Genomic DNA, 21,205 nt, shown 5'->3' with positions numbered 1-21,205 from the left:
TGGTTCAGTTGATGCAGTACGGTGTGCGGTCGAGACGCCGCAGCATCGATGCCATGTCCTCTGGTACCAAGCATGCATTGTCGAACGCATTCCGTAGTGACTGACCGATAGCGTCAGTAGCACGCGGTGATCGTACGACGTGATGGCCATTATCGTCTCGGCCTGCGATGCAAGATGCGTAAGTCATGCCCGCTACAACGGGCAACTTTCGATTTCGTTGCTTTGTCGTGACACTGTGCAACAGTCGATATAGCGACGACTGATGTCTTTAGTCTCCCATGAACTGGCGATAAACGACGCCATCGCGCGCGCGCGACTTTGGTCGCCGTTTCTTTCGCTGATACTCGACCGCGAACCTGTTCTGGCGAAGTCGCTTGCAACGGGCCGGCTCGACCTGTCGTGGTCGAGCGTCGAGCCCGGTATGCCGGTCGCCAAGCGGTTGCGCATCGAACGGCGTGCGATGGCGCTCAACGTCGCGATCGGCGATCTGGCGGGCATATTGGACCTTACCGCCGTAACCGGCGCGCTAAGCAATTTCGCCGACTGCGCGCTCGACACCGCGATCCGTACCGCGATCGAAGAGCGTACGCCCGGTGCCGAACCCGTCGGCTTCACCGCGATCGCGCTCGGCAAGCAGGGAAGCGGCGAACTCAATTATTCCTCGGATATCGATCCTATCCTGCTGTTCGATCCCGAGACGCTGCCCCGTCGCCCACGCGAAGAGCCTGAGCAGGCGGCGGTCAGGATCGGCAAGCGCGTGGTCGAATTGCTCCAGGCCCGCGACGGCGACGGATACGTGCTACGCGTCGACTTGCGACTGCGGCCCTCGCCCGAGATCACACCGATCGCTCTGCCGGTCGATGCCGCGATCGGCTATTACGAAGCACAGGCGCTGCCATGGGAACGCGCTGCCTTCATTCGTGCGCGCGCGGCGGCAGGGGACATCGCGCTGGGCCAGCGGTTTCTCGAAGCGATCAGGCCGTTCGTGTGGCGCCGCGCGCTCGATTTCGGCGCCATTGGCGAAATCCGCGGTATCTCCGCCCGAATCCGCGATCACCATTCGCAAGGCCAGGCGTTCGGCCCCGGCTACGACTTGAAGCGAGGGCGCGGTGGCATCAGGGAGGCGGAGTTCTTCGCGCAGATCCACCAGTTGATTCACGGTGGGCGTGATCGATCGGTGCGGGTACCCGCAACGCGCGATGCGCTCGCTCGACTGGCCGACGCGGGGTGGATCCGCAGCGACGAATCGCAGGCGCTGATCGCTGGCTACACGTTGCTCCGGACGATCGAGCACCGCGTGCAGATGATCGACGATCGCCAGACGCACGCATTGCCGACCGGCGATGCGCTCGACCGCGTAGCGAAACTGCACGGGCTCGACGATGCGGGCGCGCTGCTGGCGCTGCTCGAACCGCGTGTCACGGCGACGGGTCGGATCTACGACGCGCTCGACGATACGGTACGTCCCGCATTCTCGCATGACGCCGTGACGCTGGAAGCGGATCTCGTCGAGGCGGGCTTCGACGATCCCGAATCGGCACGGCGACGGATCGAGGCGTGGCGGGGCGGCGCCTATCCCGCGCTCCGCAGTCCGGCCGCGCGTGAGGCGCTGGAAGCGGTATTACCGACACTCGTCCCGGCGTTCGCGGCCGCGCCGGTCCCCCAGGCGGCGCTGCTCCGCCTGGACGCGTTGCTCGAACGCCTGCCGAGCGCGATCAATATCTTCCGCTTGTTGGAGGCCCGGCCGGGCTTGGCCACGTTGCTTGCCGCCATCCTCAGCCACGCGCCGACGCTCGCCGACGATCTGGGACGCCGTCCCGATCTGCTCGACGGCCTGATCGACGCGACTGCGTTCGAACCGGTCGGCGACATTGCCGCACTCGAAGTCATCATGCGCGCGGGTGAGGCGGGCGGCGATTATCAGTCCCGGCTCGATCATGTCCGCCGGGTCGTCGGCGAACTGCGTTTCGCGCTCGGGGCACAGATCGTCGCCGGCGCATCCGATCCGCTCGACGTCGCGGCAGGGTATGCGCGGGTCGCCGAGGCAGCGATCGGCGTCCTCGCAAGTGCGACGATCGACGAATTCGCGAAGGTCCACGGCCGCGTACCGGACAGCGAACTCGTCGTGCTCGCGCTTGGCCGAATGGGCGGCGCAATGCTCACGCACGCGTCCGATCTCGATCTCATCTATCTGTTTACGGGCGATTTCGCCGCCGAGTCCGACGGGCCGAAACCGCTCGGCGCAACGCTCTACTATAATCGTCTCGCACAGCGACTGACCGGCGCGCTGTCGGTCGCGACGGCGGCAGGGCCACTGTACCAGATCGACACCCGGTTGCGGCCGTCGGGCGGGCAGGGGCCATTGGTCGTCACGCTCGACAGCTTCGCCCGCTACCAGCGCGAGGATGCCTGGACCTGGGAACACATGGCGCTCACGCGTGCCCGCCCGGTGTTCGGATCTGTAGACGCTCGGGATGCCGTTGCGTCGATTGTCCGCGACGTGCTCGAAGGCGACCGACCAGCGCGCGACGTGATCGCCGACGCCCGCACGATGCGTAGCGACATGGCCGCGCACAAGCCGCCCAAGGGCGCGCTCGATGCCAAACTGCTCCCCGGTGGCCTTGTCGATCTCGAATTCGCAACGCATGTCGTTCAGCTCGTGAATAGGACCGGGTTCGACCCAAATCTCGGCGGTGCGATCGATGCGTTGATCCGCGAAGGCCTCGTCCCGCCGACGCTCCGCCCTGCGCATGATGTCCTCACGCGCCTGCTGGTAACGCTGCGGCTCGTCGCGCCCGATGCCGCGCCACCGGGACACGCGACCGAGGACCTCATCGCCCGCGCGATCGGCGTGACGGACTGGGCGGCGGTGGTTGCCACGCTCGAATCGACCCGGCAGGAGGTTCGCCAGTTCTGGGCGCAGGTGACGGGAGAGCAGGATGGATGAAGGTTCGAAGATTCCCGAACTATCGGTGACGATCGACGACGCGGTGGTTTCACTGGCGAGTCTCGGCGCGCCGCTGGTGGTATATTTCTACCCGAAGGACGACACGGCCGGCTGCACCACCGAAGCGAAGGACTTTTCCGCGCTTTCCGACGCGTTCGAAGCGGCGGGCGTAACTGTGGTCGGCGTGTCGAAAGACAGCGCTGCGTCGCACGCGAAGTTCACTGCGAAACACGGACTTGCGGTCCGGCTTGCGAGCGATGTCGAAGGTGTTGCCTGCGAGGCTTTCGGTGTGTGGGTTGAGAAGGCGATGTACGGCCGCAAGTATATGGGGATCGAGCGCGCGACGTTTCTGTTCGACGCCGACGTGACGCTCGCGAAGGCTTGGCGCAAGGTCCGCGTTGCCGGGCATGCCGAGGCGGTCCTGGCCGCCGCAAAGGCCCTCTGAACGGCCTTCGGTAAGGGCCGGAGATTCGTCCATATTTTGCGCCCGATGTCGTCGTTCGCTTCGTGTTCCATGACGATCGCCTCGATTTGCATCAACTCGCCGCATCAACCTGCCGCTCCGCCGCGCGGATGATGCCGCGCTCTTGCTCGGGACGGCGGTATCCGGCCTAACCCCACTTGTCTGAAGCGCGGAGGGGCTGCGAGTCAGGACAAGTTTCGGAGCCGTCCGCCTTGAAGCGTGCGGCCCCGCATTTTTGTGTCGGGGACCAATGGTCGATTTTACCGCAGCAGCCATCGTGACGCGCCTCAAGGCCATGTCCGTGGTATATACGTCGTTCACGTTTCGCCGTCTCGCGATTGCCGCTTCTGTTATAGGCATGACCGCTTCCGGCGCCATCGCCGAGGCGCAGGTTGCTCCTTCGGCCACCAACGCAAAGCTGGTGCATCACGTCGCTGCTTCCGGTGGCCCGATGATCGCTGCGAACGCCGAGGAGGCTACTGCCGATCTTCGCGCCGATGCGCAGTTCCGCACGCTGTTCCAGACCTGGAAAAAGCTCGATGCGACTCAGCAGGGCGTGATCGCGATCCCGTCGGTACAGCCGGTCCACTCGCTCTCGTTCACCAGCAATTTCGGGATCCGCTCGGATCCGTTCCGCGGCACTGCGGCGATGCATGCCGGCGTCGACATTCCCGGCCCGCTCGGTACGCCGATCTATGCCACCGCCGACGGAATCATCGCTCATGCCGGCCGCCAGGGCGGCTACGGCAACATGGTCGAGATCAGCCACGGCAAGGGTATCGCGACCCGGTATGGCCATCTGTCGAAGATCCTCGTCGGCGACAACGCCCGCGTCGTTCGCGGCCAGTTGATCGCGCTGATGGGCTCGACCGGCCGCTCGACCGGCTCGCATCTCCATTACGAAGTCCGCATCGACGGCCACGCCGTCAACCCGGTCCCGTTCCTGACGACCGCCGATTACCTCCTCGCCGCTCAGGACCGCTCGGTAAAATCGATCCCGGTCTCCACCGGCGGCCCCGCCGCCCAGGACTGACGCTTTCGGGCTCCCCTCCCTGAAAGGGAGGGGCTGGGGGTGGGTAGGCCAGTTTGCGCCACCACGCTCATATATGCGGAAGCCGACCCACCCCCGACCCCTCCCTTCCAGGGAGGGGAGACGAAGTGAAAATAGTCGCGGTTGTGCGACCTACCCCCCTCTAAACCCCAAGGTTGCCGCCGCTACCCCAACCCCCTATCTCCAAGCCATGGCAACGCTGGTTCAAGACATCATCCTCACCCCCTCCGCCGCGGCGCGCGTCGCGGCGATCGCCGTCAAGCAGGGAAAGCCGGCGATCCTGCGTCTCTCGGTCGATGGCGGCGGATGTTCCGGGTTTCAGTATAAATTCGGGTTTGCCGATTCGGTCGAGCCCGACGACGTGATTGCCGAACATGACGGCGTGAAACTCGTCGTCGACAGCGTCAGTATCGACCTCGTCCGCGGGTGCGCGGTCGATTACGTCGAATCGCTCGCAGGCGCCGCGTTCAAGGTCGAGAACCCCAACGCCGCATCGGGTTGCGGCTGCGGCTCCAGCTTCTCGGTCTGATCGCCCCATGAAAATCGTCACGTACAACGTCAACGGCATCAAGGCGCGGTTGCCGCGGTTGATCGAGTATCTCACCGAAGACCAGCCCGACATCGTCTGCCTCCAGGAACTGAAGTCGAGCGACGATACCTTCCCGATCGCCGACATCGAGGCCGCGGGCTATGGCGCAGTCTGGCACGGCCAGAAGGCCTGGAACGGCGTCGCGATCCTCGCGAAAAGCGGCACGCCCGTCGTGCGCCAGCGCGGTCTCGATGGCGAGCCCGAGGACGAGCACAGCCGCTACATCGAGGCGGAAATCGACGGCCTGATCGTCGCCGCACTCTATCTCCCCAATGGCAACCCTCAGCCCGGCCCGAAATTCGACTATAAACTGCGCTGGATGGACCGCCTCGCCGCCCGTGCACGCGTCCTGCTGGCGGAGGAAAAGCCGGTCATCCTCGCAGGCGACTACAACGTGATCGCCAACGACGACGACACCTTCTCGGTCCGCGCGATGCAGGACGACGCCTTGATGCAACCCGAAAGCCGCGAGCATTACCGCGCGCTCGTCGCACAGGGCTGGACCGACGCGCTGCGCACGCAATTCCCGAAAGGTGGCGTCTGGACGTTCTGGGATTACCAGGCCGGCGCATGGCAGCGCGACGCCGGGTTCCGCATTGACCACCTGTTGCTAAGCCCGCAGGCTGCCGATCGGATGATCGATGCCGGCGTCGACAAGGCGTATCGCGGCCGCGAGAAGGCGAGCGATCACGCGCCGACCTGGGTGCGGCTACGGTGAAAGCCGTTGCGATCGCGCTGGTATCGCTGGCGGCGCTTCACACGGCAGGTGCGAACGCGCAGGAGCGTGAATATTGCCCCGAGCGACCCGGTATCGACACGCCGGCCTGCACGATGGCGAAGGGGCGCGTATCGGTCGAGACGTCGATCGCCGACTGGACGCGCGATGACCAGCCTGGCTCGCGCGACGATAATATCCTGTTCGGCGACACGCTTGTCCGCGTCGGCGTCAGCGACACGGTCGAGGCGCGGGTCGGCTGGACGCCGTTCGGACACGACCGGATGCGCGACCAGACCGGCATCGACACGGTGAACGGGGTCGGCGACGTGTCGCTCGGCATGAAAGCGAATTTGCGCGACCCCGATGGGTCCGGCCTGTCGATCGCCGTGCTTCCCTATGTCACGCTGCCGGTCGGGCGATCGGGGATCGGCGCTGGCGACTGGGGCACCGGCTTGCTGGTGCCCGTTACCTATGAACTCTCCGACACCCTCTCGCTGGATCTGACACCGGAGATCGACGCGGCGGTCGACGAGGATGGTAACGGCCGCCATCTGGCATACAGCACGGCAGCGGGGCTATCGGTGAAGCTCGACAAGGCATTCACGCTGACCGGCGAGTTCCAGGCGCTGCGCGACGATGATCCCGAAGAGCATGCGACACAGGCACTGGCCGCGCTCTCGCTGGCGTGGTCGGCGAACGACGATCTTCAGTTCGACGTGTTCGGTGCCGCGGGTTTGAACCATCACACGCCCGATGCGCGGCTATACGCAGGGGTCTCGCGGAGGTTCTAGATGCTGGTCGGTCTATTCCTGCTCCAGGCGGCGGCAGGCCCGCCACTTCCGCCGGAACTGCGCAAACGCGCGCCAAGATCTACGATGCCGTGCCCGGTCCAGCCCGATCCCGACGGCGAGATCGTCGTCTGCGCGCGTCCGACAGATCAGCGCCTCGCAAAGCTGCCCGAGCCGATTGCCCCGCCGCCCGGAGACCCAATGACGTTTCGCTTGCCCGGCGGCGGCACGGGCAACGTCCACGCGATCCGCACGGAGCTTCCGGGCGCGATCGGGCAGGGGGTGGCGGTGACGCTCAAGATACCGTTCGGCAAGGGCAAGCGGGAGTAGGCCGCACCCCCTTCGTCAGGATGACGAATAAGACGCCCCCTTCTAAAGCACTCGTTCGTACACCTGATAAACCTTGTTCACCCGGCTCTCGATCGTCTCGGCGATCGACCGCATCCCCTGGTTGTCGTCGAGGATCCAGCCGATCTCCGCACGCTTCGCATCATAATGCTCGACCGAGGCGCGGCGAATGTATTCGATCATCATGAAGGCCAACTGGCTTGCCATCCGCGACGCCTGGAGTTCCTTGACCACCCCCATCAGCGGCACGCGCACCGTCCGCACCTTGGGTTTGCGCAGCCACCACAACAGCTTGGCCCAGCCGAACGGGAACAGGTTCCCGTTGAGCGGCTTGATCGCCTCGTTCAGGTCGGGGAGGGTGATCATGAACGCGACGGGCTTGCCGTCCAGTTCGGCGATGCGGATCAGGTCGTTGAACACGATCGGCTTAAGTTTGACGCCGACGTCCTTGATCTCCGGCGGGGTCAGCGGCACGAATCCCCAATTGTCGCGCCACGCGTCGTTCAGGATCGACAGGATGATCGCCGCCTCCTCCTCGAACTTGGTCTTGTCGACGTTGCGGACGGTGATGCGCGGGTTTTTCTCACCCGACTTGATGATCCGCTGGACGATCGGCGGGAACTGCTTGGTAACATCGACCTCATAGGTCATCAGCTGCTTGATCGGACGATACTGCGCCCATTCGATCCAGCCGCGATATTCGCGCTTGGCGTGGCCCATCATGATCGTCGGCGGATGATCATAGCCGTCGATCAACAGGCCCGGCTCTTCCCAGATCGACATGCTGATCGGGCCCAGCGCGCGGGTCATACCCTGTTCACGCAGCCATTCCTCCGCCCGCGCCAGCAGCGCCTGGAATACGTCCTGCCGCTCCGCCTCCATCAGCCCCCATTGGCCGACGCCGGGCCCGAACCCCTGCTCGGGCGGCATCGTCAGCGCCAGCGTATCGATATGCGCCGAGATGCGTCCGACCACGCGGCCATCTTCCTCGGCCAGGAACAACTGCGCCTTGGCATGGCTGAACCAGCCGTTCTTCTCCGGCGTGATCAGCCCGAGCGCCTCCGACTTCAGCGGCGGCACCCAATGGGGATCGTCGGCATAGAGACGGAACGGCAGATTGATGAAGATCTTGCGGTCTTTCTTGGTCTCGACCGGTCGAATGATGAGCTTGGCCATGTCGTGTCCCCAGAATATTCGCGCGTATCTAGCCAGCACCGACGGCAAAGGCGAGTGACACGTTCGTCATCGCTTCGACCGCTTACGGTGATCGCGTTTACTCGACGGCCGACAGGGCGCCGCAACCTGTAAATGCCACGCTATCGCCACTATCTTCGGGCAATGGACATGCCCATGGATACCTCGCTCAGCCTCGCTCGCGGCACGGCCGCTCCAGCATCTACCCCCGTGAGCGCTCCGCGCACCGGCGGCGGTATGGAGCGCGTTGCCGATGACAAGGCGATGCTGCGCGCGGCCGCCGATCTGACGCGCGATCTGGTGAAGCCGCGTCCGGCAATCTACTGGGCCGACCTGATCGCATCGATGGTCGTCGGCTACGGCGCGCTCGCCGTTGCGGCCGCATCGACCTCGACTCCGGTGGCGATCCTCGCGGGCGTGGTGGCAATGCTGGGCCTGTATCGCGGCCTGAGCTTCATCCACGAAGTCAGCCACATGAAGCACGCCTCCGTCCCGAACTTCCGCCTCGGGTGGAACGTGTTCGTCGGTGTGCCCCTGCTGACCCCCTCGTTCATGTACGAGGGCGTCCACAACCTCCATCACGCCAAGACACGGTACGGCACCGTCGAGGATCCCGAATACCTGCCGCTCGCACTGATGAAGCCATGGACGCTTCCGCTGTTCATCGTGGTATCCGCCCTCGCGCCGATCGCGCTGCTGATCCGGTTCGCGATCCTGTCGCCGATCTCGCTACTGTCCCCGAAGCTGCGGACGATGATCGTCGAGCGCTACTCCGCCTTGGCGATCAACCCCCAGTTCCGTCGCCGCGCCCCCGAAGGCGAAGCGAAGGCCTATTGGGATCGCCTGGAAATCGCGGCAAGCCTGTGGGCGATCACGCTGATCGCGATCACGGTCACCGGCGTGCTGCCGCTACGCGCGTTCGTGACGATCTTCGCCGTCGCATCTGCGTTCGCGGTGCTCAACCAGGTCCGCACGCTGGTCGCGCACCTGTGGGAGAATGACGGCGAGCCGATGACGGTAACCGCACAGTATCTCGACACGGTCAACGTGCCGCCGCCAGCCCTGTTGCCCGCGCTCTGGGCGCCGGTCGGTCTGCGCTACCACGCGCTGCATCACCTGCTGCCGGGGCTGCCCTATCATGCACTCGGCGAGGCGCATCGCCGCATTACCGCCGAACTCGATGCGCTCTCGCCGTATCACAAGGCAAGCTATCCGGGTTTGCCGGGCCTCGTCAGCAAGATCGCGCGAAGCACGATGGTTCGCCGCTGACAGGGCCACTGACGGGATGGCGGGCTGATCGCGAACGACCGGCCCGTCACTCTGCGTTATTTTGCCGCGTCGAACTGCTTGAGTGCCGTAGCCGCGTTCCGACCGACATCGCTCGTCGGGGCCAGTCGGGCGGCAGTGCTCCACGCTTCCCGCGCGGCCGCCTCGTCGCCAGCCGCCGCCGCGATGTTCCCCGCCTCCAATTGAACCGATGCATCGTCGGCCGATCGCTTCAGCGCCTGGGCGATATCCGACTTTGCGCGGGTCAAATCGCCCATCCGCCGCGCGAGTGTCGCGGACAACAACCAGGCCAACGGATCGTCGCCCGCCGTCGTCAGCGCAAGATCTAGATCGCTCCGTGCCGCACCCAGTTCGCCGGCTACGACCAGCGCGCGCGCATGGTCGAGTTGCGCCTCGCCCAGCGGCAGTCCGGTCAGCGATCCCGCGGCGAGCGCCGAATCGAGCGCAACCCGCGCCTTCGCAGGCTGTCCGGAGGCGAGCCAGGCATTGCCGGCCTGCGCCCAATAGTTCGCAGCGCGCGTATCCCTCGCGACCTGCGCCTCCCGCGCGGCCTCCTCGAACTCCAAGGCCGCCGATGGCCAATTCTTCTCGGCGGCGAACGCAAGTCCAGCGCATTGCCGCGCGAAATACCGTCCCCCGCTGATCCGCCAGCGACCCGCGTCGGCGCGTGCCGCCGCGGGATCGCTCTGCGTCAGGGCAACGCACCGGGAGAACCGATCGCCCTGCGCATCGACGGGACCGGCGGCAGGACCGGCGGCGGGGGCCTGCGACGCGGCAAGCAACAGTGTCAGGATCATAAGGCGGCGATCACATCCTCCACCGCCCGGATGATGAGGGAAATGTCGCTGTCGCGCGACAGGCGGTGGTCGCCGTCCTTGACCAGCCATGTCTGCACATCGGCTGAACGCAACAACTCGGCGAGCCGCGCGGTCCGCTGCCACGGCACGTCCGGATCGCGCTGGCCCTGGACCAGCCGTACCGGGCCGTCGAATGCGATCTCGCCGAACATCAACCGGTTCGCCTCGCCCGACGACCAGAACGCGCGGGTATAGACCGTCGGCTCGGGCCCGTAGGGATTCTTGCGCTCGATCCGCCCGTTGCTCAGCAGCGCCATCTTCTCGTCGGTGGTAAAGCCCCAGTCGGTAAAGTCCGGCGCCGGCGCGACCCCGACCAGCCCCTTGACCAGATCGGGCCGCATCTTCGCCGCCAGCAGCATCAGCCAGCCGCCCAGCGACGACCCGACGAGGATTGCGGAGTCTTCGACAAGCGCGTCGATCATCGCCAGTACGTCGTCGCGCCAGTCGACCAGGGTCTGGTCCTCGAACGCCCCCTCGCTCTGTCCGCACCCGCCATAATCGAACCGCAGGAACGCCTGTCCCTCGGACTTCGCCCACGCCTCCAGCGTCACCGCCTTGGTCCCCGTCATGTCCGACGCGTACCCCGACAGGAACACGATCGTCGGGCCGGTACCGGGCGTGTGGTGATAGGCGAGGCGAGGGCGCTCCTTGACGGGAGGCGTGTTGTTGGGCGACGGGGCGGCGGCGGGAGCGATATCGGTCATGCCGCCAGCTTTAGACCGTCTTCGACGGGCTGGTGAAGATGTCTTCTATAGCCAGCTCGAACAGTTCGGCGATCTTGAACGCCAGCGGCAGCGATGGATCGTAGCGCCCCGTCTCGATCGCATTGACGCTCTGCCGCGACACTTGGAGCCGCTCGGCCAAGTCGCCCTGGCTCCAGTCGCGCTCGGCACGTAGCACTTTGAGGCGGTTCTTCATGCCTCGCGACCCGCGATCCGGTCGCGCGCCCACAGCCAGACCTGACCGACCAACAAGCCGGCGCACCACAGGGGAAAGGCGAGGTGGACGGGCTTGTGCGGCACCGCGCCGGTATCCTCAAGGAAGCTCCACACCGTCATGACCGACAGCATCAAGGCGGTCGCGATGAGCATGGCATGGATCAGTTTGGCCCGCACATACTCGTCCGGCTGTTCGACGATCGCCATCCCCATCGCCCAGATGACCGCGATGATCGGCAGCGCCGGCAGAATCGCGAGCGCAATGAGCGGGGCCCCGGTCGGCGCGTAGGCCGCCTCGACCATGTTCGATCCCAGCAGGAACACCGCGTAGCAGGTCATGCTGGGGATGAAGCGATTGAGATAGCGGCGGTTGGCTTGTCGCATGGTGAGCACGGAGGGTCTCCCTGGTTAAGGACAAGCGTGCTTTACATGGCATCAAGCCGCCGTGTCAACTAAGCTTTACAGAAGGCCAAGCGTGCACGTCGATAAGACATGCGACGCCGCAGCCCGAGCGAACCCGTTCTTGGCCTAACCCTGCCTAACCTTCTTTTTGGACCGGGCGCTTTCGTGCGCCGTAAGATGCGGATTAGATGATGAATTCGACCGTCTTCATCTGCGTCTGATCGGCCGCGACCGCGCCGCGCTTCTCGACCATCTGGCGGTGCAGTTCGGCCACCGTCTCGCTCCCCCGCGTCTTGCACAGCGCGGGCACGAAGGCATGGACCAACGCGCCGAGCCCGCCCTTGATCATCGTCAGGCCGAAGCGTCCGGCGACCCCGAAATGCTCGGCATAGCTTTCGCCGACGGTGGCGGGATGGTCGAGGAACAGGCGGCGAAACATCGGCAGTCTCCTGCTTCGTTCTATATCAGCGCGCGGCCAAGGCGTCGACCATCCCCGCGGCCAGCAGGCTCAGGGTGTCATCACGAGCGCCCATCACCACGATACGGTCGCCCGGCCGAGCTTCCGCGATCAGCGCGGCTGCGGCGTCCGCACGGTCGGCTATATGCCGCGCGTCTCGCCCGCCCTCGATGATCTGCGCGACGATATCGGCACTAGTGACCTCCCGCGTGACGGTCCCGCCGTAATAGGCCGGGTCGGGCAGGACGAGCACATCGTCCTCCGCCATCCGCTCGACGAACGTCGCGATCAGCTCGCGGCCCATGACCTTCAACGGGCCATAGCCATGCGGTTGGAAGAACAGGAGCAGCCGTCCAGGAAAGGCATGGAGCGTGTCGAGCGTTGCCGCGATCTTGTCTGGGTTGTGCCCGAAATCGTCGATCACCGAGACCCCGCCCGCCTCTCCGACCAGGTCGAAACGCCGGCGCAGACCCGTGAACCCCGCGATCGCCTTGACCGCATCGCCGAGCGACACATCCGCCGCCATCGCCGCCCCGATCGCGGCAAGCGCGTTCGACACGTTATGCCGCCCCGGGACGGCGAGCTTCACAGATGTCCGCACACCGCGGGAGACGATGTCGAAGCGGATGGCGAACGGCTCCGGCTTCAAATTCTCGGCGCGCAGGTCGGCCGAGGCGTCGATCGCGAACGTCGTCACCTGACCGCGCGGCAACCGCGCAGCGAGCGCTGCGGCATCGGGGTCGTTGGCGTTCACCACCGCCGTCTCGGCTTTCGCGATGAAGTCCCCGAACAGCACGCGCAGTTCCTCCAGCGATTTGTGATCGAGGCTGACATTGTTGAGCACCGCGATCTTCGGCGCATAGCCCGCGATCGAGCCGTCGCTTTCGTCGACCTCGCTGACGAACGCCTCTCCCCCTCCGACCAAAGCGCTCGCGAACGGCGCATCGAGGGTCGCGAAGTTCTTCATAACCGCCCCGTTCATTACCGTGGGGTCGCGCCCGACCGCATGCAGGATCCAGCCGATCATGCCCGTAACGGTCGACTTGCCGCTCGTCCCCGCGACCCCGATCGGCAACCGGCTGTCGTTGAACAGCGACGCCAGCATCGCCGCGCGGGTCGAGCGGGTACAGCCAAGCGCCTCCGCCGCGATCATGTCCGGCACGCTCGCCTCGATCGCCGCTGAGGCGATCACCAACTGGTCCGCCGAGACGATCCCGCTGCCGTCCTGCGGGAACAGCGCGACGCCCTTTGCGGTAAGGTCGTCGAACTTGGCGGGCACCCGGCCCTGGTCGAGGTTGCGGTCCGATCCGGCGACGCTCGCGCCCCGCCCCGCGAGGATCATCGCGAGCGGCATCATGCCGGATCCACCGATGCCGACGAAGAAACAGGGTTTGCTGATATCCATCGGCCCGCGATATGGGCGGTTTGGTAACGGGGCAAGGTCGGGAACACGAACAATGCGCATCGGTGTCCTCGCCGCGTCAAGCCGGACCAATCCCGCGGCGATCGCCAAGATCACCGCCTACGCGGCGACCGCGTTCCCGGAGGTCGAGCTCGTCTTCCACCCGCAATGCCTGGAGACCGACGGCCATTTCGCCGGCTCGGACTTTCGACGAGCGGCAGCGTTTCTCGAATACGCCAACGATCCTGCGGTCGACGCGATCTGGTTCCTGCGCGGCGGCTACGGTTCGAACCGCATCCTCGCGATGGTCATGCCCGAACTCGGCCGCGCAGCACGCCACAAGACGTATCTCGGCTATTCCGACGTCGGCTTCCTGCTCGGTGCGCTCTACGCCCGGCGGATCGGCCGACCGGTGCACGGGCCGATGGTCAGCGACATCAACCGCCACGACGGCGACGCGACGGTCGCACGGTCGCTCGGCTGGATGGTACGCGGCGACCGGGCAGGGCTGGAGCCGGGCCTGGACGGGAAGCCGTCGGCGGCGTTCAATCTCAGCATCCTAACATCACTGATCGGAACGCCGTGGCTGCCCGACCTCACCGATCACGTGCTGATCGTAGAGGAGGTGTCGGAGGCAATGTATGCGATCGACCGCATGCTCTTCAAAGTCGCCAACGCCACGCAGCTTAAGGGGATTGCGGGGCTACGTCTCGGCGCGGTGACCGCGGTCCAGGAGAACGACCCGCCCTGGGGCGAAACGCTCGACTACATGATGGTGCGCTGGAGCCGCGACATGGGCGTGCCGTATCTCGGCCGCGCGGAGATCGGGCATACGCAAGCGAACCGCGTGGTACCGTTCGGGGTGGTTTGAGCGGAGTTTTACGTGTCAAAATCGCCAGCTCCACCCCGGCGAAGGCCGGGGCCCAGTTGGCAAGGTGGGAGTAACGGAGCGCGAGCTTCTGTTAGCGACGTTCCCCAACTGGGCCCCGGCCTCCGCCGGGAGGTATGTTCTTCTCGACTTGGGCCTTACTTTGCAGTCGGATCGATCACTTGCATCCCCCCGAACCGCACCTTCGGCTGCCCCGGCACCGTATAGCTCCCCGCCACCTGATCGACCGCCCAGGCGCGCAGATTCGCCACCACCTCGACGCGCTGCAACCGATCCCGCTCGCGCATGAACACGATCAGGTCTTCGCGCCGGTTGCAGTCGCGCGTATCCGCCGTCGCGCACGGCGAATAGAGGATCGCCAGCGCCACGATTGTCCCGGCCGGATCGAGTACCGCCGCGCCCTTCTCCGGGCAGCTATGCGGGCGACACGCGGTAAAGCGATACAGACTCCCGATCCGCGTCGGTTCGTCGGGTGGCCCGTGCAGCACCTCGATCTGCTGATCCGCGACGTCGCCGTTCGCATACAGATATGACGCCTTGCGCTTGCCGATGAACCGCCGGACCGCCGCGGTGAACGCTGGCGTCACGATCAACTGGTTCGTATCGCGGCACGCCGCCAACCGCGTCGGCGCACATCTTGCTGCGGGGGCCTCAACAGGACCCGCAGCGGCGGACAGCATCATCACCAGACCCAGCATCGCACTCTCCCAAACCGCCCATACGCCCCCAATCCGGCGCATATCCGTCTGGAGTAGCCCTGTGCGCGTATCGTCTTATATAGACGTCGTGCGCGGATCGGTCCGCGCGCGTCATCCCGAGAGAAAGTCTTCCATGTCCGCAATGTTCCGAATCACGCTGCCCGACGGTTCCGTCCGCGAGGTTGCGCCCGGGACTACCCCCGCGGATGTCGCCGCCGCGATCGGACCCGGCCTCGCCAAGGCCGCGCTTGCCGCGCGCATCGATGGTCAGGTGCGGGATCTCAACCGGCCGTTCGAAGGGGATACGCAGCTTGCCCTCGTGACCGCGCGCGACGAGGCCGATGTGCTCGAACTCGTCCGCCACGATCTCGCGCACGTCATGGCGGAAGCGGTCCAGCATCTCTTCCCCGGCACGCAGATCACCTTCGGTCCTGCGACCGATGACGGTTTCTACTACGACTTCGCGCCAAAGGACCGTCCGTTCACTGACGAGGATCTGCCCGTGATCGAAGCCGAGATGCGCGCGATCATCGCCCGGAACGAGCCGTTCCAGCGCGAGGTCTGGTCGCGCCAGCAGCTGATCGATCGCTGGACGCAGCAGGGAGAGACCTTCAAGGCCGAATGGGCCGCCGAACTGCCCGAGGGCGAGGAACTGACGATCTACCGTCAGGGCGAGTGGCTCGACATGTGCCGGGGGCCGCACATGGCGTCGACCGGCAAGCTCGACCCCGGCGCCTTCAAGCTCACGCGCGTATCGGGCGCGTATTGGCGCGGCGACCAGAAGAACGCGATGCTGTCACGCATCTACGGCACCGGCTGGCTCAACAAGAAGCAGCTCGACCAGCATCTCTTCCGTCTTGAGGAAGCCGCCAAGCGCGATCATCGGAAAATCGGCGCGGAGATGGACCTGTTCCACCTCCAATCCGAGGCGCAGGGGTCGGTGTTCTGGCATCCCAAGGGCTTCGTGCTGTGGCGCCAGATGGAGGCGTATATGCGCCGCCGGCTCGATGCCGCCGACTATGCCGAGGTGAAGACCCCGCAGTTGATGGACGCCAAGCAGTGGGAGCAGTCGGGTCACTGGGGCAAGTACCGCGAGAACATGTTCGTCGTCCCCGACGAGATCCCCAATGCGGAAGACGAGGGCGCGATCCTGTCGGGTGAGGGCGACCTGATGGCGCTGAAACCCATGAACTGCCCGGCGCACGTCCTGATCTTCAAGCAGGGGATCAAGTCGTACCGCGACCTGCCGATCCGGATGGCCGAGTTCGGCTGCTGCCACCGCAACGAGCCGCACGGCGCGCTGCATGGCATCATGCGCGTCCGCCAGTTCACGCAGGACGACGCGCATATCTTCGTCCGCGAGGACCAGCTGGTCGAGGAGGTGCGCAAGTTCTGCGAGCTGCTCGACAGCGTCTACAAGGACCTCGGCTTCGAGGATTACGCAGTGAAGCTGGCGCTGCGCCCCGAGAAGCGGTTCGGCGGCGACGCGATGTGGGACAAGGCCGAGGCGGAACTGCGCGAGGCGGTGATGCAGTCGGGCCTGAGCGACACGATCAAGGCGAACTTCGAGGAACTGCCGGGTGAGGGCGCCTTCTATGCGCCGAAGCTCGAATTTCACCTGACCGACGCGATCGGCCGGACGTGGCAGGTCGGCACGATCCAGTCGGACCGCGTGTTGCCCGAGCGACTCGACGCGTCGTACGTCGGCGCGGACGGCGAACGGCACCGTCCGGTGATGCTCCACCGTGCGATCCTCGGCACGTTCGAGCGTTTCATCGGCATCCTGATCGAGCATCATGCCGGGCGCTTCCCGCTCTGGTTGGCGCCGGTGCAGGTGGTGGTCGCGACGATCGTGTCGGATGCCGATGACTATGCCCATCAGGTCGCCGCCGACCTGCGCAAGGCCGGGCTCCGCGTCGAGACCGATCTGCGCAACGAGAAGATCAACTACAAGGTGCGCGAGCATTCACTGGCGAAGGTGCCGCTGCTGTTCGTGGTCGGCAAGCGCGAGGCGGACGAGGGCACCGTCGCGATCCGGCGTCTCGGCAGCCAAGGCCAGGAGATGATGGCGCTCGGCGATGCGACCGCACGGGTTGCGATCGAGGCGCGCGCACCCGATATGTAAGTCAAGGGGCCGGCTGTTCTAGCGCGTGTTTCTGCGCTATAGGCCGGCCCAAATATTGTCAGAAACTTCAGGAGCAACCCCCATACGTCCTCCCACGATACGCCGGCCGATGCAGACGCCCGCGATGAACGGTCCGCGATTCAACGAATTCATCCAGAGCCAGAAGGTCCGCGTGATCGATCACGAGGGCGAGAATCTGGGCGTGATGTTCACGCGCGAAGCGATCGAGCAGGCCGCCGAACATGGCCTGGACCTGGTCGAGGTGTCGCCTAACGCCGATCCGCCCGTCGCCAAGTTCCTCGACGTCGGCAAGTTCAAGTACGAGGCGCAGAAGAAGGCCAACCTCGCACGCAAGTCGCAGAAGACGCAGGAGATCAAGGAGATCAAGATGCGTCCGAACATCGACGACCATGACTACGATACGAAGATGAAGAAGGTGAACGACTTCATCGGCGAGGGCGACAAGGTCAAGATCACGCTGCGTTTCCGCGGTCGCGAACTTAGCCATGGCCAGCTCGGCATGAACCTGTTGAAACGCGTTCAGGACGACGTCGCGGAGATCGCCAAGATCGAGGCGTATCCGCGCATGGAAGGTCGCCAGATGCTGATGGTGCTCGCACCGAAGTAAGGGCGTAGCGACTTCGGTCGTTATTGTTAGATAGTGAAGGCTGGTTGGTCCCAAGGGGCTGGCCGGCCTTTTTCGCGTCTGGCAGTCGCGGGCTCGGGTTGCAGATGGTGGAACTCGACGCAAGAACGGGCGCGCTTACACTTTGCCCAACTCCGAAGGGGCCCGGGGGTAGGCCAGCCCGTCTTGTTCCCGCGTCTGAACATGTGGAGGCCGACCCGCCCCCGACTCAGTCTTCAGGAACAGGCCAGAACTTCGAGTGAGCACATACGGGGAGCCTCAGCGGCTCAAGTGCATACCAAGTCCCGCCTTCCATCGACGCCGCACTGCCTTATCGAACTTCAACTCAAGACCGTTGCATTTTGAAAGTAGGGTTTGCTGCGGGCCGCTATGTGGCGATTTGGAGACACGTTATTCAAAAATACGTTTCCGTATGCGGAAATTGCTAGACGCGGAGGCCTGTCCGGCTTTACCTAACGTCCAAACCATAAGTTCGAAAACATTCGAACACTCAGGGAGGGAATGCCGATGCGTATGATCGCATATCTGTTGTCCGCTGCAGCGACCACGGCGCTGGTAACGCCGGCATTTGCGCAGGACGTGCCGACTACGCAGCCCGAAGCTCAAACCGCCACGACCACGTCGGGCACGGCCGCAGGCTCTGTTGACGCGGGTCAGGCGCCGGTTGCAACGCCGCAAGTTTATTCGGGCAATGCCAGCGACATCGTCATCACGGCCACGCGCCGTTCCGAGCGTCTCTCCAACGTGCCGATCGCTGTATCTGCGGTCGGTTCTGCCGCGCTGGAAAATACCGGGGCCAACGACATCCGCCAGGCGACGCAGCTCGTTCCCTCGCTATTGATTTCCTCTACCGGGAGCGAGGCCAACGCGTCCGCCCGCGTCCGCGGCATTGGCACCGTCGGCGACAATCCCGGCCTTGAAAGCTCGGTCGCGGTGTTCATCGACGGGGTCTATCGCAGCCGCACCGGTTCGGGCCTGAATGATCTCGGCGAAGTCGACCGCATCGAAGTGTTGCGTGGCCCACAGGGGACGCTGTCGGGCCGTAACGCGACCGCGGGCTCGATCAACATCCTGACAAAGCTGCCTTCCTACAACTTTGGCGGCTATGCCGAGGCAACGTACGGCAACTATAACAATGTTCGCATTGCAGGTGGGCTTACCGGCCCGATCATCAAGGATAAGTTGGCGTTCCGCCTCGACGGCGTGTTCGGCAAGCGCGACGGCTTCTATTACGATGTCATCAATCAGACCGATTACAACGACCGCAACCGTTATTTCGTCCGGGGCCAACTGCTGTTCGAGCCATCGTCGGACGTCTCCGTCCGTCTGATCGGCGACTACACCCACCGTGACGAGAAGTGCTGCGGCGCGGTCTACATCAACACGCAGGAAAAGACCGATCCGACCCCCGGCGTTGCTGGCGATTTCGCGATCAACCCTGCCGGCAACCGCATCGTCCAGGTCATGCAGAGCATGGGCGCCGTGTTCCCGAGCGCGGGTGATCCGTATAACCGCCGCATCGCGAATACACTCGGCCGCGCGTACTCGAACGTGACGACGGATTACGGTGGCTCGGGCCAGATCGACGTCAATCTCGGAGGGGCGTCGCTCACTTCGATTACGGCATACCGGGAATACAAATCTGGTGGTGCCGCCGACATCGACTACGGCAACCTTGACATCGGTTACCGTGCGGACGACGGGAACAGCTACCGTCAGTTTCACACATTCAGCCAGGAAGTCCGCCTGAACGGTTCGCTGTTCGACGACCGGTTGAACTGGCTGGTCGGCGGCTATTACTCGAAGGAAGACCTGGTCGTTGCCGACAACCTCAAGTTCGGCACGCAATATGGTGCATTCGCCGCCTGCCGCATCGTCGCGACGGCTAATCCGCTGGCGGCATTGCGCAACCCGAACAACCCGGGCTGCCTGAGCACGACTCCGCAGGCTGCGCTAGGCGGCGCTAACGGACGACAGGCGCTTGGTGCAGGGTTCGGCGCTCTTGGACCAACGATCCTCGCCGGTCTCGATCGCCTCAGCACGCTCAACAACCTGGGCGATCAACGCTCGACCTATTACCAGGACAGCGAAAACTACGCGTTCTTCACGCACAATATCTTCAAGCTGACCGACAAGCTCTCGATCACCGGCGGTCTGCGCTACACGCACGAGGCGAAGGATTTTCACGCCGATTTCAATAACAACAATACGGTCTGCCCGGTTCAGCAGGCCAACCTCAGCCCGCTTCTCGCCAGCCCAGTGGTTCCCGCCGCGCTCAAGACCCTCGTCGGTGGTATCGTCACGCTTACCTGCACGGGTAACTCGACATCTGCGCTCAACGGCCTCGACCTGAACAACGGCTTCAAGGAAGGCGAGTTCACCGGCACAGGCGTCATCTCGTACAAGCCACGTACCGATACTCTACTGTATGCGAGCTACTCGCGTGGCTACAAGGCAGGCGGTTACAATCTCGATCGATCTGATCTGACCGCGAACGTGTTCGCGTCGCCGACCAACGCAAGCGTAGCCAATCTCCGCTTCGATCCCGAAACCGTTAACTCGTACGAAGTCGGCCTGAAGTTCACCTCGAAGGACTTTACGTTTAACGTTGCGGGTTTCCGTCAGGAGTTCAAGAACTTCCAGCTTAACACCTTCAACGGCACGAACTTCATCGTTCAGAACATCAGTACGTGCGGCGACGACCTGAATGGCGCAGATCAGGACGCTAGCGCGACGACCGGTGCGTGTACGGGCGACGTAAAGTACGGCGTCGTATCGCAGGGTTTCGAGTTGGAGGCCGGTCTGTTCCCGGCTCCGAACTATTCGGTAAACCTGGGCTATACCTACACGAATACGCGTTTCCGGACCAATCTGGTCGGCAGCGAGGATGGTCAGCCGCTTGATCCCGCACTGTTCCTGTTGTCCGGCAGCAACCTGTCGAACGCGCCGAAGCATACTGTGACCGCGTCAACCGCGTGGACGCCTGATATCGGCTCGTCGGGCCTCACCGCGCTGTTCTACGTCGATGGCCGCATGACCAGCGACTACAACACCGGTTCCGATCTGTTCCCCGAGAAGGCACAGGACGGCTTCTTCCTGGTGAACGCTCGCGTCGGCATCCGTGGACCGCAGCAGAAATGGGCGCTGGAAGTTTGGGCGCAGAACCTGCTCGACACCAACTATCAGCAGGTTGCCTTCAACGCGCCGTTCCAGGGAGCAGGCAGCCAGGCGCAGACCCAGGCATTCGGGTCGACCGCCAACCAGATCTTCTCGTCGTATCTGGGCGAACAGAGGTGGTTCTAGGAATCTGAACAGCGGGGATAAGTGGATTGCCGATCTGACAGCGGCCATGCTGGCCGCGAAGAGGAAGCAAGATGAGCAAGCGACCCCGCCGGAACCACAGTCC

The 21,205-nt window shown here is 64.5% G+C and carries 19 protein-coding genes and 1 pseudogene; 12 read left to right on the top strand and 8 right to left on the bottom strand.

Annotation, left to right across the window (positions count from 1 at the left end; translation table 11 throughout):
* The first annotated feature begins 262 nt into the window (after positions 1-262).
* The 7 genes and pseudogenes from U1708_RS05800 (at position 263) to U1708_RS05770 (ending at position 6,886) form a co-directional block, all read left to right on the top strand.
* Complete coding sequence (locus U1708_RS05800; RefSeq protein WP_332743665.1) at positions 263-2,947, top strand: bifunctional [glutamine synthetase] adenylyltransferase/[glutamine synthetase]-adenylyl-L-tyrosine phosphorylase; 2,685 nt, start codon at positions 263-265, stop codon at positions 2,945-2,947.
* Complete coding sequence (locus tag U1708_RS05795) at positions 2,940-3,392, top strand: peroxiredoxin (RefSeq protein ID WP_332743663.1); 453 nt, start codon at positions 2,940-2,942, stop codon at positions 3,390-3,392. The genes U1708_RS05800 and U1708_RS05795 overlap by 8 nt, the downstream gene beginning before the upstream one ends.
* A 454-nt stretch (positions 3,393-3,846) precedes the next feature.
* A pseudogene (locus U1708_RS05790) lies at positions 3,847-4,443 on the top strand (M23 family metallopeptidase); the annotation flags it as partial.
* A gap of 208 nt (positions 4,444-4,651) precedes the next feature.
* Positions 4,652-4,990, top strand: coding sequence for an iron-sulfur cluster insertion protein ErpA (gene erpA / locus U1708_RS05785; protein WP_120299846.1), 339 nt, complete (start codon positions 4,652-4,654; stop codon positions 4,988-4,990).
* 7 nt (positions 4,991-4,997) lie between these two features.
* Complete coding sequence (gene xth / locus U1708_RS05780) at positions 4,998-5,768, top strand: exodeoxyribonuclease III (RefSeq protein ID WP_332743657.1); 771 nt, start codon at positions 4,998-5,000, stop codon at positions 5,766-5,768.
* Positions 5,765-6,559, top strand: coding sequence for a transporter (locus tag U1708_RS05775; protein ID WP_332743655.1), 795 nt, complete (start codon positions 5,765-5,767; stop codon positions 6,557-6,559). The genes xth and U1708_RS05775 overlap by 4 nt, the downstream gene beginning before the upstream one ends.
* Positions 6,560-6,886: a hypothetical protein gene (locus U1708_RS05770; RefSeq protein ID WP_332743653.1), complete on the top strand. Its 327-nt coding sequence runs from the start codon at positions 6,560-6,562 to the stop codon at positions 6,884-6,886.
* A gap of 42 nt (positions 6,887-6,928) precedes the next feature.
* Here U1708_RS05770 and U1708_RS05765 read toward each other — a convergent pair whose 3' ends face one another.
* A complete protein-coding gene (locus tag U1708_RS05765) occupies positions 6,929-8,080 on the bottom strand; it encodes an N-acetyltransferase (RefSeq protein ID WP_332743650.1) in 1,152 nt (383 codons plus the stop codon).
* A gap of 174 nt (positions 8,081-8,254) precedes the next feature.
* Here U1708_RS05765 and U1708_RS05760 point away from each other — a divergent pair, with 174 nt between their 5' ends.
* The gene (locus U1708_RS05760) at positions 8,255-9,367 is read left to right on the top strand and encodes a fatty acid desaturase family protein (RefSeq protein WP_332744535.1); all 1,113 of its coding nucleotides are present in this window, start codon (positions 8,255-8,257) and stop codon (positions 9,365-9,367) included.
* A 56-nt stretch (positions 9,368-9,423) separates the two neighbouring features.
* On the opposite strand, the gene U1708_RS05755 is transcribed toward U1708_RS05760, so the two are convergent.
* From U1708_RS05755 to U1708_RS05730, 6 genes are all read right to left on the bottom strand, one after another.
* The gene (locus U1708_RS05755) at positions 9,424-10,182 is read right to left on the bottom strand and encodes a tetratricopeptide repeat protein (RefSeq protein ID WP_332743648.1); all 759 of its coding nucleotides are present in this window, start codon (positions 10,180-10,182) and stop codon (positions 9,424-9,426) included.
* Entirely contained in the window at positions 10,179-10,946 is a 768-nt protein-coding gene (locus U1708_RS05750) for an alpha/beta hydrolase family protein (RefSeq protein WP_332743646.1), read from the bottom strand. The genes U1708_RS05755 and U1708_RS05750 overlap by 4 nt, the downstream gene beginning before the upstream one ends.
* A 10-nt stretch (positions 10,947-10,956) precedes the next feature.
* Entirely contained in the window at positions 10,957-11,160 is a 204-nt protein-coding gene (locus tag U1708_RS05745) for a helix-turn-helix transcriptional regulator (protein ID WP_332743644.1), read from the bottom strand.
* A complete protein-coding gene (locus tag U1708_RS05740; RefSeq protein ID WP_332743642.1) occupies positions 11,157-11,573 on the bottom strand; it encodes a hypothetical protein in 417 nt (138 codons plus the stop codon). The genes U1708_RS05745 and U1708_RS05740 overlap by 4 nt, the downstream gene beginning before the upstream one ends.
* A 193-nt stretch (positions 11,574-11,766) precedes the next feature.
* The gene (locus U1708_RS05735; protein ID WP_332743640.1) at positions 11,767-12,021 is read right to left on the bottom strand and encodes a DUF6356 family protein; all 255 of its coding nucleotides are present in this window, start codon (positions 12,019-12,021) and stop codon (positions 11,767-11,769) included.
* A gap of 25 nt (positions 12,022-12,046) precedes the next feature.
* Positions 12,047-13,444: a Mur ligase family protein gene (locus U1708_RS05730; RefSeq protein ID WP_332743638.1), complete on the bottom strand. Its 1,398-nt coding sequence runs from the start codon at positions 13,442-13,444 to the stop codon at positions 12,047-12,049.
* 52 nt (positions 13,445-13,496) lie between these two features.
* Here U1708_RS05730 and U1708_RS05725 point away from each other — a divergent pair, with 52 nt between their 5' ends.
* Positions 13,497-14,312, top strand: a complete 816-nt coding sequence (locus U1708_RS05725; RefSeq protein ID WP_332743636.1) for an LD-carboxypeptidase — start codon at positions 13,497-13,499, stop codon at positions 14,310-14,312.
* A gap of 155 nt (positions 14,313-14,467) precedes the next feature.
* Here the strand turns inward: U1708_RS05725 and U1708_RS05720 are convergent, their stop codons facing one another.
* Positions 14,468-15,028 (bottom strand): hypothetical protein, encoded by a 561-nt coding sequence (locus U1708_RS05720; protein WP_332743634.1) that lies wholly within the window; start codon positions 15,026-15,028, stop codon positions 14,468-14,470.
* A 133-nt stretch (positions 15,029-15,161) separates the two neighbouring features.
* On the opposite strand from U1708_RS05720, the gene thrS reads away from it, so the two are divergent.
* From thrS to U1708_RS05705, 3 genes are all read left to right on the top strand, one after another.
* The gene (thrS, locus tag U1708_RS05715) at positions 15,162-17,153 is read left to right on the top strand and encodes a threonine--tRNA ligase (RefSeq protein WP_332743632.1); all 1,992 of its coding nucleotides are present in this window, start codon (positions 15,162-15,164) and stop codon (positions 17,151-17,153) included.
* Between the two features lie 124 nt (positions 17,154-17,277).
* Positions 17,278-17,781: a translation initiation factor IF-3 gene (infC, locus tag U1708_RS05710; RefSeq protein ID WP_248522329.1), complete on the top strand. Its 504-nt coding sequence runs from the start codon at positions 17,278-17,280 to the stop codon at positions 17,779-17,781.
* 525 nt (positions 17,782-18,306) lie between these two features.
* The gene (locus U1708_RS05705; protein WP_332743626.1) at positions 18,307-21,102 is read left to right on the top strand and encodes a TonB-dependent receptor; all 2,796 of its coding nucleotides are present in this window, start codon (positions 18,307-18,309) and stop codon (positions 21,100-21,102) included.
* Positions 21,103-21,205 lie beyond the last annotated feature (103 nt).

It is taken from the genome of Sphingomonas arabinosi, assembly GCF_036663715.1.
GTDB lineage: Bacteria > Pseudomonadota > Alphaproteobacteria > Sphingomonadales > Sphingomonadaceae > Sphingomonas.
This window is presented reverse-complemented; position numbering and strand designations above follow the sequence as displayed.